This window comes from Salipiger sp. ABN3_019 (genome assembly GCF_056158605.1).
Window position 1 is genome coordinate 18,525 of record NZ_JBSWTP010000005.1, and the last position, 13,921, is coordinate 32,445.

At 67.8% G+C, this 13,921-nt stretch carries 9 protein-coding genes; 6 read left to right on the top strand and 3 right to left on the bottom strand.

Annotation, left to right across the window (positions count from 1 at the left end; genetic code table 11):
• Positions 1-214 precede the first annotated feature (214 nt).
• On the top strand, positions 215-1,894 hold the full coding sequence (locus ACXAD2_RS06220; RefSeq protein WP_475168248.1) for a sulfotransferase: 1,680 nt from the start codon (positions 215-217) through the stop codon (positions 1,892-1,894).
• Positions 1,895-2,108: 214 nt separating this feature from the next.
• Positions 2,109-2,723 (top strand): hypothetical protein, encoded by a 615-nt coding sequence (locus ACXAD2_RS06225; RefSeq protein ID WP_475168250.1) that lies wholly within the window; start codon positions 2,109-2,111, stop codon positions 2,721-2,723.
• A gap of 256 nt (positions 2,724-2,979) precedes the next feature.
• Here the strand turns inward: ACXAD2_RS06225 and ACXAD2_RS06230 are convergent, their stop codons facing one another.
• The gene (locus ACXAD2_RS06230) at positions 2,980-3,852 is read right to left on the bottom strand and encodes a sulfotransferase domain-containing protein (RefSeq protein WP_475168254.1); all 873 of its coding nucleotides are present in this window, start codon (positions 3,850-3,852) and stop codon (positions 2,980-2,982) included.
• 151 nt (positions 3,853-4,003) lie between these two features.
• Positions 4,004-5,905 carry a hypothetical protein gene (locus ACXAD2_RS06235; RefSeq protein WP_475168258.1) on the bottom strand — a complete coding sequence of 634 codons (1,902 nt, stop codon included), beginning with the start codon at positions 5,903-5,905 and terminating at the stop codon, positions 4,004-4,006.
• Positions 5,906-6,123: 218 nt separating this feature from the next.
• Between ACXAD2_RS06235 and ACXAD2_RS06240 the strand changes: the two genes are divergently transcribed.
• From ACXAD2_RS06240 to ACXAD2_RS06255, 4 genes are all read left to right on the top strand, one after another.
• Complete coding sequence (locus ACXAD2_RS06240; RefSeq protein WP_475168260.1) at positions 6,124-8,295, top strand: glycosyltransferase; 2,172 nt, start codon at positions 6,124-6,126, stop codon at positions 8,293-8,295.
• A 5-nt stretch (positions 8,296-8,300) separates the two neighbouring features.
• Positions 8,301-8,864: a hypothetical protein gene (locus tag ACXAD2_RS06245; protein ID WP_475168262.1), complete on the top strand. Its 564-nt coding sequence runs from the start codon at positions 8,301-8,303 to the stop codon at positions 8,862-8,864.
• A gap of 249 nt (positions 8,865-9,113) precedes the next feature.
• Positions 9,114-10,127 (top strand): GDP-mannose 4,6-dehydratase, encoded by a 1,014-nt coding sequence (gene gmd / locus ACXAD2_RS06250; protein ID WP_475168266.1) that lies wholly within the window; start codon positions 9,114-9,116, stop codon positions 10,125-10,127.
• A gap of 27 nt (positions 10,128-10,154) precedes the next feature.
• The gene (locus ACXAD2_RS06255) at positions 10,155-12,794 is read left to right on the top strand and encodes a glycosyltransferase family 4 protein (RefSeq protein WP_475168268.1); all 2,640 of its coding nucleotides are present in this window, start codon (positions 10,155-10,157) and stop codon (positions 12,792-12,794) included.
• On the opposite strand, the gene ACXAD2_RS06260 is transcribed toward ACXAD2_RS06255, so the two are convergent.
• The gene (locus ACXAD2_RS06260) at positions 12,791-13,804 is read right to left on the bottom strand and encodes a DUF2793 domain-containing protein (protein ID WP_475168269.1); all 1,014 of its coding nucleotides are present in this window, start codon (positions 13,802-13,804) and stop codon (positions 12,791-12,793) included. The two genes, ACXAD2_RS06255 and ACXAD2_RS06260, sit on opposite strands and share 4 nt — an antisense overlap.
• Positions 13,805-13,921 lie beyond the last annotated feature (117 nt).

The following is a 13,921-nucleotide window of genomic DNA, read 5'->3' on the forward strand; positions in this document are numbered from 1 at the left end:
TAGGGCAATTTGCCACCGTCCTAAGCCCACCTGATATCGGCCCAGTTTGGTTGACAACTCCTGTGCGTCGTGGGAGACCGGATAAGTTAACAGACTGCACGACCGCGTAGGTCTACACATCCGGGACAGGGCCATACGCGCTCGGACCTTCGCGAGACATCCGAGGGAACTGCGTCCGAAGCTTTCGCTCTCGATGCGTAAGAAGGAAAGAAACGTGCCCGGACGAAAGCCGAACTTTCTCATCATCGGAGCGCAGAAAGCGGGATCAACTTGGATTTACGATGTGCTGCGCAAACACCGTAAGGTCTTTCTTCCGAAGCGCGTTGAACTTCTGTTCTTCAATCGACTGGACTGCGAAACTCCCGAGAACGTCGCGGAATACCTGAGGCGTTTTGAGAAGGCGGGTCCGCAACACAAGTGGATCGGCGAAAAGACCCCCGGCTATTTCTGGTCTTCCGAAGCCCATGCCCTGCCGCGGCAGCCCCCACCCATGCACAATCCTCATATTCCCGAAAGCGTCCAGCGCGTTCTCGGGCCGGATGTGTCGATCATCCTGTCGCTGCGCCACCCGGTCCGCCGCGCGATCTCTGCCTATGGGCACCATGGCAGCCGGAATCGCATCCGACCCGATGTCCACCTCGACGAGGTAGCAAAGCAACTCGGGATTCTCGATATCGGTTTTTACGATCGCCATCTCGATGCGTGGGAGCAGGTCTTCGGGATGGATCAGATAGAGACCCTGATTTTCGAAAGCGACATCGCACGGAGCCCGGACACGGGCATCCAGAGGCTGTGCAGCTTCCTCGATATCGAAACCGAGGGCTTCACCGATGTGTCCTTCGAGCCTTCGAACAAGGGGCGTCCGACAACCATCGCCGAGGACGTCATCGAAACCGGCATTTCCGGCCTTCAGCCGATCCGACCGGAAGACGTGGACTTCCTCCTCCAAGCCTACGAACCGACAATCAAGAATCTGCAGGCACGTTTCGGCGGCCGGCTCGACATCTGGCAAGAGGAAACCGAGCGGCTGCGCGAGTTTGCGGCACGCAGGCCAGCCGTGCGCCACCGGAACATTCCCCGTCCGCTGCCGAAACGCAGGGACATCTCGATAAAGGTTTCCGAACTGGACCATGCAAAGGCCGTCAGCCACGGCTGGGATTGCAACCCGCAGACTCTCCAGTCTTTCGGCGCAGCCATGACCGTCGAGCCCCCGGCTCGGACATCCCGCACGACCTTCCGCGGAAAATGCTCTATTGGCGCTTTCTCCTACACGACGGATGGCGCGATCTACGTCACCGAGATCGGTCGTTATTGCTCTTTCGCCCGCAGCCTGAACATCGGCCAGACCGATCACCCGTTCAGCTTCCTCTCCACCAGCCCGGCGCATTTCCAGGGAAACTTCAAGATCTCGACGGGTGCCGACTACCCTTACAAAGACCTCTACGATGCGGATGCTCCATCTCCCGCCATCGCGAAGGCAGCAACGGATGCCACCCGCCGGAGCACCAAGATCGGAAATGACGTGTGGATCGGCCATGGCGCCATCGTGATTGCTGGCGTGACGATCGGCGACGGCGCTGTCGTCGGTGCCGGCGCCGTGGTGACCAAGGATGTCGCGCCCTATGCCATCGTCGCCGGTGTTCCCGCCCGCGAGATCCGCAAGCGGTTTCCCAATGCGATCATCCAGCGTCTGCTGAATTGCGCCTGGTGGGATTATGCGCCATGGCAGATGCGCCATATCGATTTTTCGGACATCGAGTCCGCGGTCACCGAGGTTGAGAAGATGCGTGCAGAGGGAATCCAGCCCTACCGTCCGGATGTGATCGTAACGGCCCCGGCAGTCCCTGCACCGGCGCAACGGGCCGAAGCGGTCCCCCTTGCCGGAGCGAAATAACACAGAAAGTACCGCAACACGGCACACGCGACAGGCATGCAGCGTCTTATCGCAGCCCGTGTCCGAAAGCGCCCAAATGATCGGAACTTGGGATCAAGAGAAGTGACAACACCCCCCAAGGCAGACAAAGTCTGCTACGACTACTGCCGCATGACACAAGACTTGGGACATATTCGTTGATGTGGCTCACCAACTTCCGACAGAGGCTTTCTTCATGACCACCTTCCTCGAGACGACCGTCTCTTCCTTCAATTCCGCGCAGCCGCCCACCGTCATCGTCCTCGGCCCGCCTCGCTCGGGAACCTCCATGATCTCCGGCATCCTGCGCCTGCTTGGAATTTATATGGGGGAGTGCAATCCCAAGAACAACGAGGACCAGCGGTTCAACAAGACCAACGACCCCGCAGACATCGAAGCGTTGATTTCCCAGAACAATGCTTCCCACGCGATCTGGGGCTGGAAGCATCCCTCCACGCACATCTACTACGACTCCATCGCAGGCAGCGTGCGGAATCCCTTCTTCATCGCGAGTTTCCGCAATGTTCTGGATGCCGCGGCAAGCAAGCTGAAGCACACCGGAAGCGGCGATCCGCTTGATCTGATCCGGCCCTACGCCTCGCATTACGTGAAGATTTCCAGCCTGATCGCCCAAAGCGGGCGCCCCTGCATCTATGTGAACTACGACAAGGCGGCCGCCGATCCGGTTCCCTTGGCGGAACATCTGGCGCAGCGACTGCTCGGACGCAGCCTCGAGGACAGCGAACGTGAAAAGATCACCGAGTACTGTACGCCGGGTTCCTACAAGTCGATCGACAAGCTGCTCGGCTGAGCCCCAGCCCGCCGCTGGCCGGCAGGCCTGTCGCGTCCCGATCAGCGTATATTCAGGGCCCCGCCTTTGGGGCCCTTTTCCTGCCTTCGGGCCCGGCCAGGCCCGATACCCCTGCGATGCTCCCGCGCCGCCCCCGCCGCAAGCGGGGTAAAGCAGGACGATGCGGCCCGATCCCGCCTGAGAGCCACACGCTTTGCAGCAGCGGGTACTTCAGCGGACCTGGCAGCGCTTCCCGTATTGCCTGCCCACCCCGGCGTTACGCCTCGAGCACGAAGCGCGCGCTCCACCAGAGGTCCAGGATCCGCGCGATCCCGTAACGATCAGCGAGCGCATGGTATACGTCGCGATAATACAGCGCGATCTCGCCTGCGATATCGTCAGGGATATGCGACGTCTTAGGCGAGACATTGACCTGCTTTTCGAGATCGGCATCGATCCGGGGAATGCCCGCGAAATCGCACAGCCTGTCGATCACATCCTGCCGGAACAAGGTCTCGTAGAATTCCAAGAAAATGTCCTCGGCCTCGAAAACCTCGTACAGCCGGTCCAAGGTCTGACCATAGTCGCCCCGTATCACGTAATTGGCTTGGTCATACGTTTGCCGCAGCTGCTCGAATTCATCCGTCTCAAAGACATGGTCGGGGTTTTTCAAAGCCGTCTGCCGGCGGCTCATGCGCAAGGCGCTCCAGGAGCGCTCGACCGGATCGCGCATCAGGAAAACCACCTTCGGATGCAAACCCTGCGCCGTGATCCCATCGCGCATGCGAGCCAGGGTCTCGACGCTCAGGCCGCTGTAGGAGGGGGTGAAATCCCCAGTCAGGGCGATCCCGTCTCGCCGCACGAGGCTTGCGAAATAAGGGTAATAGGTCTCGGGACGGGTCAGGAAATCGAAGCGATGAGCCAGCTTACTGCCTGGAACCGGCGTCTCGCCCTTCCGCTTGAGCGCACGCACCTGGCGCAACGTGCGGTCCCTGAAGCGGCTGCATTCCGGCAGGGTGAGCGCATCATGGATATGGTATTCCTTGGCAAATCCCATATCCGCATACGGTGAGCCCGAAATCACGTCGTGCAGCCAGCTGGTGCCGCATTTCTGCCCGCCTACCCCGAGCAGGAATATCTTCTTCTGCATGCGCCCTTACTCTTACTCTGCTGCCTTCGAAATCTGCCGCCGTGCCCGGCACCAATAGCTCCGTTACCGTTTACCGCCTCCCAAAACGGAGTCAATCAAACTGCCCCGGTCGGGTGGCTTACCGTTGCGCGGCGACCAGCCCGGCGTGCAGTCAGAGGTCATAATACATCCGGTCCGGACCCAGCACCTGCGCCAGATAGGCGCCCTCGGGGTCGGGGATGTAGTCTACCTCGGCGCGGTCGTGTCCCGGCGCCAGACCGGGACGGCCAGCGCCGCCCTTCAGCCCCAGATGCAGCGCCGGGTGGGTCTGGATCAGATATTTCCGCCCCTCGAACCCATGCCACCAATGGCGGTCGATGAGGCCGTGGTCGCGGATCTCGGCGGTCTGCGAGCGGCAGACCTGTGCCAGCCCATCCCAGGCCGGGCCGCGGCGAAAGGCACTCTGGGCAAAGGCGGTATGCCCCGGCGGGTGGCCGTGTTTCCACGCCCGCCCCTGCAGGTGGTAATAGCGGATCAGGTTGAGCCCCACGAGATCGAAACTGTCCAGCCACGGCAGCAGGAACTCGGCATAGAGCGGCGAATACCAATCGTCATCCTCAAAGATCAGCGCCTTGTCGGCGCTGATCTGCCCGAGCCCGGCCAGCACGTTGCACGACAGCGTGTGGCGCGGGTCGTCCGCGCTGCGCGGGCGGTGCAGGTAGCGCGCCCAGTCCGGCAGATCGAGCTGCGCGGTCAGCGGCACATGGCCGTCGTCCACCACGATCCACTCCCGCGGCAGAAGGCTCTGCGTGGCGACCATCCGCAGGCATTGCGCAAAGGCTTCGGGGCGGTCGCCGGTCGGGGTGAGGATGGCATAATCGCCGCGCGGCGCGGCTGCCAGCGCCGCGGCACTGACGCGGCGGCTCTCACCCAGTCCCGGCGCCTCGCCGGCGGCCATCGCCGCCACCGCCGGGCCGATCCACTGCGTGCCCATACCGCCCAGCATCTCGGTCATCGGCACATTGTGGCGCGGCGCCTCGGGCGGCAGCCCGGCCAGTACCTCGACCGGCGCGCCCGGATCGATGCAGGAGGCCAGCGCCACCTGACCGCCCATCGCATGCGCCAAGATCCCCGGCAGCCGCTCGCCCGCATGCGCCAGCTGGCCATCGCGGCGCACCGCCATGCCCGGCGCGAAATCACCGGCGCGCAGGCAGCCCAGCAGCCGCTCGACCAGCTCGGCGCGCAGCCAGCAAAAAGTGCCGCCGAAAAACCCCCAATCGGCCTGCAGCACCTCGGCGGGCACATCGGCCTTGTCCAGCAGCGGCGCCAGCTGCGGCGCATTGTCCAGCAGGTAGCTCGGCCCGTGCAGGAACAGCTCACGCGCGCCGCCGAGCAGCACCTCGGGCCGGTTGCGGAACGCCGCCTCGAATTGCGCCACCCGCGCCGCGGTGCCCACCGTGCCCTGCAGCAGCGCGCCGCGCCACAGCCCCGGTAGCTTGTCGCCCATCTTCGTATGCAGCTTGCAGTAAAACCGGTAACGGCCCCGCTCGATGCGCTCCAGCACCTGCAGGAACGCCCCCACGTCCTGCCCGAGGTTGTCCACCGCCACCGCCACCGCGCCCGGAAAGGCTTCGGCGATCCGCGCCGCATCGTGCAGATCCGAGCCGCGCGGGTAGCTGACGTAGCGATCGACGCTGCCCGGGAAAGCCGCCAGCGCCCGGCGCAGCTCGTCGAAGGCCTCGGGGTGATAGGCATGGACGATCACCGCGTAATCGCCGGTGCCCCCCGGAGCCGCGATCTTGCCCAGCGGCGGCTGCACCGCGCGCCCCTCGGCGCGGCCATAATCCTCATAGTGCAGCAGCGGGTTGACCGCCGCCGCCGCGACATCGGGGTTGGCCGCCAGATAGCCGCGGGTGCTGAACTCGGGCCCCGGATCCGCGCCCGCCGCCGCACCCTGCGCCAGATAGTGCCGGGCCGCGCCGCGCGCCGAGACGCCGGGGGTGTGGGCGCAATACCACGCGGGGTCGAAATACCGGCTCTTGCTCAGGCGCCGCGCTGCCAGCAGTCTCTTCAACGATCGTTCCGCCTATCTGTCACTTTGTCTTGCTCTCTGCCCGCCGCCCGTTCTGCCGGCCCGAGCCGCTCCGCGCCAGTTCACGCCTGCCTCGGCTAGGTAGCGGCTTTCCCGCCTCCGGCGCAAACGCTTTGCCGCCAAAGCCCCAGCCGCCCGCCAGCTTGCCGCGCGCCGCGCAGTCTGCAAGAACTGTCAAAGCTTTCCAAGACGCAGGCACCATGCCCGACACGACGTTCCCGCCCGCCCCCGCCGTCCGCCTGCTGCTGCACGGCAGCGAGGACACCACCCTCGGCGGGCCCAGCGTGCGGGTGCCGCGCAGCGCCGAGGCCCTGCGCCAGATCGGCCAGCCCGCGCAGGCCAGCAGCTTTCGCGGCGCGGCAGAGATCGCCGAGGACATGGTGCATCTGTTCAACGTCTGGCCGCCCGAAAGCGCACTTGAGGCGCTGCGCGCGCTCAAGGCAGCGGGCAAGCGGGTGGTGTTCTCGCCGATCTACCTCGATTTTTCCCAGATGCCGCTGTGGGAGCCGCTGCAACAGCCCGGCCTTGCCGCGTCCGACCGCGCGGCGCTGCGCCGCCAGCTGCGCCAACGCGGCGCCCACCACGAGATCCTGCCCGGCTTTCACGCGATGATCCGCGAGATGCTGGCACTGGCCGACCATGTGATCCTGCTCAGCGAGACCGAGCGCAGCGCTCTGGCGCAGATCGGCGCGGCGCCGCCGCCGGAGCGCACCAGCCTGGTGCATAACCCGGTCGATGCCGCGCTCTGGCAGGAGGCCGACCCGGCGCTGTTCCGCGCTGCGCATCTGCCCGCCGGGGCGGGCGATTATCTGGCCTGCATCGGGCGGGTCGAGCCGCGCAAGAACCAGCTGACCCTGGCGCGGGCGCTGCACGGGCTGCCGCTGCATCTGGCGCTGATCGGCCATGCCGCCGATGCCTCCTATGCCGAGCGCATCCGCGCCGAGCTCGGGCCGCGGCTGATCCGCCCGGGACGGCTGGAGCCGGGCGGCGAGATGCTGCGCTCGGCGCTGGCCGGGGCGCGCGCCTTCGTGCTGCCAAGCTGGGCCGAGGGTGCCTCGCTCGCGGCGCTCGAGGCGGCGGCTGCCGGGGTGCCGCTGGTGCTTTCCGACAGCTCGTCCGAGCGTGAGTATTTCGGCGATCTCGCGCGCTATTGCGATCCCGGCGATCCCGCCAGCCTGCGCGCGGCAATCACCGCGACTTTGGCCGACCGCGACGCCGCCGCGCGGGCTGCAGAATTGCGCGCCCATGTCGCCCGCAGGCTCGACTGGCACAGCTATGCCGCCGCCACCGCCAAAGCCTACCGACAGGCAGCCAGTCAGGCCTCCCTTCAGGCCGCCAGCCCCACCGAACCGGGCCAAAATCCCGAGGCCCCGCTGGCCGGCGAGATCCTCCCGGCGGGGCAGGCAGGCGCCCGCCCCGAGCCCGCACACACTCCCGCGCTGCGCTTCGGCACCGGCTGGCTGCCACCGGAAGAAGACCACCGCCGCATCGCCGGCGGCGGGCCCGCCGAGATCCGCCTGCGCGCCAACCGCGCGCTGCGCCCCGGTCAGGCGCAGCTGCTGCTGCACCTGCGCCTGCGCGCCATTGCGCCTGCGCAAGAGCCCGAACATCCGGCCAAAGATCCGGCCACAGAGCCGGCCGAAGCGCAGGTGGCGAACCTGCGCGTCAGCTGCGCAGGGGCAACGCTCTATGACGCGCCGGTCAGTGCGGCCAGCCTTGGGAGCAGCCTGCCGCGCGATCTGCTGCTGCGGGTGCCCGCCAGCGCCCTCGACGCGGCGGGCGATCTGCCGCTGGTGATCGCGCTGAACGGCAGCCCCGGCTTCGGGCTCGGGCTCGATTTCGCGCGGCTGCTCGACACCGAGCTTGGCAACCCGCTCTACGGGCTGCACGCGCCGCAGCACTGGGGCGACGGGCAGCAGCCGCAGGAGGTGGATTTCGCCCGCCCCGCGCATCGCGCCGCCCTCGCGCCGGACCTGCGGGCGTTTCCGGCCTGGGGCCTCGGCAGCCGCGCCGAGCGGCTGGTGCTGTTCCTGCCGCTGCTGCCCGGTGCCCCGGCGCAGAGCCTGCAGCTGAGCCTGCGCCCGGTGGCCCGCGACGGCGCCCCCAGCGGCGCTCGCATCTTCTGCAACGCCCGGCTGCTGGCCACGCTGCAATGGCACGACAGCACCCCGGTCGAGATCACCCTGCCGCTGCGCGCCAGCGATCTTCAGGCCGGACCGGCGGCACTGATCCTCGAGCCGCTGTCGCAGGCCAGCCCGGCGGATCTGGGGCTTGGGCCAGAGCGCGGTCTGGCTGGGCTCGGCCTGCTCGACCTCAGCCTCACCCCCGACCTGACCTCCCGCCAGCCCCCCAGCCAGACCCCCAGCCGGTAAGCCCCATGCATCTGCCCCCCGACAGCCTCTTCGAACAGCCACAGGACGGTGCCGAGATCCACACCGGCATCCGGCTTGGCCGCGGCTGGCATCTCGAAAGCCTCCCCGATGACACGGGCGATGACCCACGCGCCGACACAGACGATGACACGGGCGCTGCGGCAGCTGCCCCGGCATGGCCGCTGTGGAGCCGCAGCCCGCGCGCCACGCTGCATGTCTCGGCGGTGCATTTCCCCGAGCCGGTGCCGCTGCGGCTGAGCCTGCAGGCCTGCGCCGCAAGCCCCGGCCACCCGGTGACGCTGTCGATCTCCAGCCCCGGCCACCCGCCGCTGACCCGGCAGATCACCGGCCCCACCGTGCTGCGCATCGCCACGCCGCAGCACCCCGCCGGGGCGGCCAGCAGCAGCATCACCTTCGAGCTGGGCGATTTTGCCAGCCCGCTGCTGCTTGGGCGCGGAACAGACCCGCGGCAGCTGGGGCTGGGGCTGACCGGGCTGGTGCCGCGCTGGCCGCTGCGTGCCCGGCTGCGGGCCCGTCTGCACGCGCTGCGCGCCGCACGCCGCGGCTGATCCTCCCAGGCTGATCCCGCTTCCGCGCGCGCGGCACCGCGCGGGGACCGTAGCAGGGGCCGTAAGCGTGTCTTGCATGTAGCACCCGGCGCCCGCCGCTGCGCGTTTGGCCTGTGTTTGCCCTGTGTTCGGCCTGTACGCTTGATCCCCCTCGGGCAGGCCTCTATCAAATCGCAGGCCCGGCTCGGCACCGGGGAGAGAAGGCGGCGTACCCCGCCCGGACCACGGCATTTCCAGAGGCAGGACCTTATGACCACAGCATTCATCACCGGCATCACCGGCCAGGACGGCGCCTATCTTGCCAAGCTGCTGCTCGAGAAGGGCTATGAGGTGCATGGCGGCGTGCGGCGCATCTCGCATTCCGAGACGGTGCGGCTGCAGACGCTGGGCATCGCCGATCAGGTCACCCTGCATGAGTTCGACCTGACCGAGCAGAACAACATCTTCCGCACCATCCGCGCCGTGGCGATGGATGAGTTCTACAATCTCGCGGCGCAGAGCTTCGTCGGCGCCTCTTGGGATCTGCCGATCTACACCTCCGACGCCGACGCCATGGGCGTGGTGCGCATCCTCGACACGCTGCGCAGCCTGCGCCCCGAGACGCGCTTCTATCAGGCCTCGACCTCCGAGATGTTCGGTCTGGTGCAGGAGGTGCCGCAGCGCGAGACCACGCCGCTCTATCCGCGCTCGCCCTATGGGGTGGCCAAGGTCTACGGCCATTTCATCACCAAGAACTACCGCGAGAGCTTTGGCCTGCACGCCAGTTCGGGGATCCTGTTCAACCATGAAAGCCCGCTGCGCGGGAAGGAATTCGTCACCCGCAAGATCACCCTTGGCCTCGCGGCGCTGGCGCGCGGCGGCGCGGCACCGGTGGAGCTGGGCAATATGGACGCCCGGCGCGACTGGGGCTTTGCCGGCGATTACGTCGAGGGCATGTGGCGCATGCTGCAGCAGGACGTGGCCGATGACTACGTTCTGGCCACCGGGGTGACCACCACCATCCGCGACTTCTTCACCTATGCCGCCGAAGAGCTGGGCATGGATCTGGCCTGGGAGGGCACGGGCGAGGATGAGACCGCCACCGACCGCAAGAGCGGCAAGCTGGTGATGAAGGTGAACCCCAAATTCTACCGCCCGGCCGAGGTCGATCTGCTGATCGGCGATGCCTCCAAGGCGCGCGAGACGCTGGGCTGGGAGGCCAAGACCGACGTGCGCGCGCTTGCCGCGATGATGGCGAAATCCGACTACGACGCGCTCGCCTGAGCCGCGCCGGAAAGCAGACGCCAGACCATGCGCCCCCGAGACCTCCCGCTGATCGCCAAGCTGCGCGCCACCGCCCGCCGGATGCTGAAAGGCCCGCCGCCGCCGCCCGATGCCCATCAGTATCACGGTGCCTTCCGCGGCAGCGTCGATCCGCTGTCAGAGACCGGCGTGGTGCGCGGCTGGGTGATCCGCCGCGACAGCCAGAAGGGCCGGGTGCCGGTGGCGATCTATGCCGGTGCGCGGCTGCTTGATGCGCGCATCGCCGACGAGATCCGCGAGGATGTGCGCATCGCCACCGGCGGCACCGCCACCTGCGGCTTCCAGTTCGGCCTGTCGGACAGCCAGCGCCAGCAGATCGCCGCCGCTGGCGGTGATTTACGGGTGCGCACCGAGGGGCCGGACGGGGTCGAACTGGCGCGGCTGCATCTGCCGAGCGCCGAGGTCGATCCCGGCCCCGGTGCCGATATGATGACGCGCTGCCGCGCGGCGCTGCAGCACGAGATCGCGGCGCTGCAGGCGCTGCTCGACGACACGCCGCTGCCCGCCGCCAGCGGTGCCGAGCCCCAGCCCGAGCCCCTGCCCAAGCCCGAACCCGAACTGCGCCGCCACGCCCTGCTGTTCGACACCGCGCCGCTGATCCCCGAGGTCCCGGCGAGCGGCCAGCCGGCCTATCTCGACTACATGCGCTTTCGCTACCGGCTCGACGGCGCCTATCCGATGCAGCCCGGCGACGACAGCCAAGAGCAGTTTCTCTACTGGTATCTCACCGCCTACCGCAGCCAAGAGCACCGCCGCACCCCACTCGCCGCGGCGCAGATCGCCCATCTCAACGCGCCGATCACCATGGGCGGGCAGAGCCACAGCCTGAGCCGTGCCATGTGGTGGCGGCTGATGGGCCGCCCCGACCTGCTGGGGCGGCTCGATCTCAACGACCGCGACGCCTATCTCGACCTGCTGTTCTGGTGGGCGCATCAGGATGTGGCGGCGCTCTATTTCGAGGACTGCCTGGTCCCCGAGCACATGGCGCAGGCGCTGCGCGACCTGCCCGGGCAGGCGGCCAAAGAAAACGCCGAAGAAGACACCGGACAAAACTCGGGACAAAACACGGGGGCCTTCCCCGCCAGCCAGTTCGTCCGCCGCTTCCATGCCGAGAACCCGAAGCTGCATTTCCTCGATCTCGCCCGCGCCGAGCACCGCCGGACGCTGGCGTTGGTGCTGCTGCTGCAGGCGGCGCAGCGCCCCGACCTCTTGCGCTACATGCCGCAGGCGCAGATCGACGCGCTGCTTGCCCCGGACCCCGCCACGACCACCGGCGCTTCGGCTTTTGAGACCTTCGTCGCCGCGCTGACCGGCGCGGGCACCTCTGCCGCCCAAGTCCCGGCCCTGCCCCGCGCGCGCTATGCCGCGGCGCTGCGCCAGCGCTATTTCGATCTCGACAGCCGCAGCTTTCGCAACTTCGACCGCGCCGGCAACCGGCTCGAGGCCGCCGCCATGGCGCTGCCCGCCCCCGACCGCGAGGAGGTGGACGTGCAGCTCATCGGCCCGCTGGCCAAGACCTCCGGCCTCGGTCAGGCGACCCGGCTCTCGGCCAGCATCCTGCGCCAGACCGGGCTCAGGGTGCGCGGCGTCGATTTCGACCTCGACAACCCGGCCCCCGAGGGGTTCTCGTCAGAGACGCTGATCGAGGACTACGGCCCGGCAAAGATCAACCTCATCCACCTCAACGCGGAATCCACGCCGCTGGCCTTCGCCTATCAGCCCGACGTGTTCTCCAACGCCTATAACATCGGCTATTTCTATTGGGAGCTCGACCGCCCGGCCTATTGCCATTACCTCGGCATGGAGCTGCTCGACGAGATCTGGGTGTCCAGCGCCTATGGGCTGCACGCCTATAAGCCCGACGCCAAGGGCACCCCGGTGGTCAATGTCGGTATGTGCTACGAGGAACACCCCGACATCACCCGCGCCGCGGCGCGCGACTTCGTCAACGCGCGCTTTGGCTTCGATGACAGCCATTACGTCTGCCTGTTCGTCTTCGACAGCTATTCCTTCGTGCAGCGCAAGAACCCGGTGGCGGTGCTCGAGGCCTTCCAGCAGGCCTTTGAGGGGATGCCCGACGCGCGGCTGGTGGTGAAGACGCAGAACCGCGAGGATGTGTTCGACCCGATGCAGGCCGGGCTCTGGGCGCGGGTCGACGAGCTGATGCAGAACGATCCGCGCATCGTGGTGCTGAACGAGACGCTGAGCTATCGCGACCTGCTGCAACTCAAGGCCGGCGCGGATTGCTATATCTCGCTGCATAAGTCCGAGGGCTGGGGCTTTGGCATGATCGAGGCGATGGCGCTGAAGGTGCCGGTGGTCTGCACCGCCTATTCCGGCAATATGGAGTTCTGCTCGGAGGCCACCGCCTGGCTGGTGGACTATGAGGAGACCGAGCTGCGCCAGGGCGATTACATCTTCGTGCGCCCCGGCTCGCTCTGGGCCGAGCCCTCGGTTTCCGATGCCGCGCGCCAGCTGCGCGCCGCCTATGACGACCCGGAGGCGCGCGCCGCCAAGGTCGAAGCGGCCTACTCCCATATCCGGGAAAATTTCTCGACCGCGCCGATCGCCCGCCGCTACGGCGAACGGCTGCGGCAGATCCTCGCCGATCTGCCCGAGCGCCGCTAGACCCAGCGCCCGACCGCCAGCACCGCGCAGCCGACGGCGGCGCGGGTGCCGCCCAGATCCCAGGCTGAGATCTCGGCGCTGCCCGCCGCCACCGCACCGACCGACAGCAGCTGCGCCCCGCCCGAGGTGCAACTGCCGGTCACCACCGGGGCGGCGGCGAAATCCGCCGGGTAGCTCCAGCTCACCGCCGCGGCGGCGCTGCTGGTCAGCGCGTGCCAGCAGATCTGCGTGCCACCCGCCAGCCGCAGGTAGCCCCCCTGCGCCCCCAGCCCCTGTTCGAGCAGCGCGCCGGTGCTCTCTCCCGCCACTTGCGCCACCGTGCCGAGCACGCCCGCGCCGCCAAGCGCGCCGTCGATCCGCGCGCCCTGCGGCAGATGCGCCGCGCCGCTGGCGCCCTCGACGCGCAACGCGGTCAGCCAGTCCGCGCCATCCGCCGAGACCTTCAGCGAAAATGCATCCTCGCCAGCGCAGCCCATCTCGGCCCTCCCCGACCAGCCGGTCTGGAACAGCAGGCTGCCGGTGTCGCCCGCCGCCGCCTTGTTGATCTTCAGCTGATGTCCGGCACCTTCGTGGCTGAGCAGGCTGGCTGGCGAAGCCACCGCCAGCCGGTTGGTCGCATCGGGCGCGGCATTGATCCCCAGCATCCCGGTCTGGCCCTGCGCCGGCAGCGGCATGTCCTGCCATCCGCCGCCCTGCCAGACCAGTTCGGCACCCTCGTCGCGCACGAAGGCGCGCCAGCCGGCCCCCGGCGCAAACACCCGCCATGACGCCCCCTCCCAGAGCGCCAGCGCCCCGGCCTCTTGCCCCGCCCATGCGCCGCTGGCGCCTGCGGGCAGGATATAGCGCGCGCCGGGGACAGGATCGGCGGGCGGCGCGGTCAGCGCGCGGCTCTGCACCACCAGTTGCACCAGCGCGTCGAGCAGGCTCAGCGCCTCATTGTGGGTGACATGTTTCTGCGCCTGCGCCGGTGCCAGATAGGGCAGCGACAAATTGGCCGATAGCTCGGACATGAACGGGTTCTCCCTGCGCCGTGGTGCATCGCGGATGCATGGCGCAGAGACTGGCGCGCCCGGGTTAACCGAACGCCCCGGGACCGCGCGCCCGGATCTCTCCGGGCGCAACGGCGG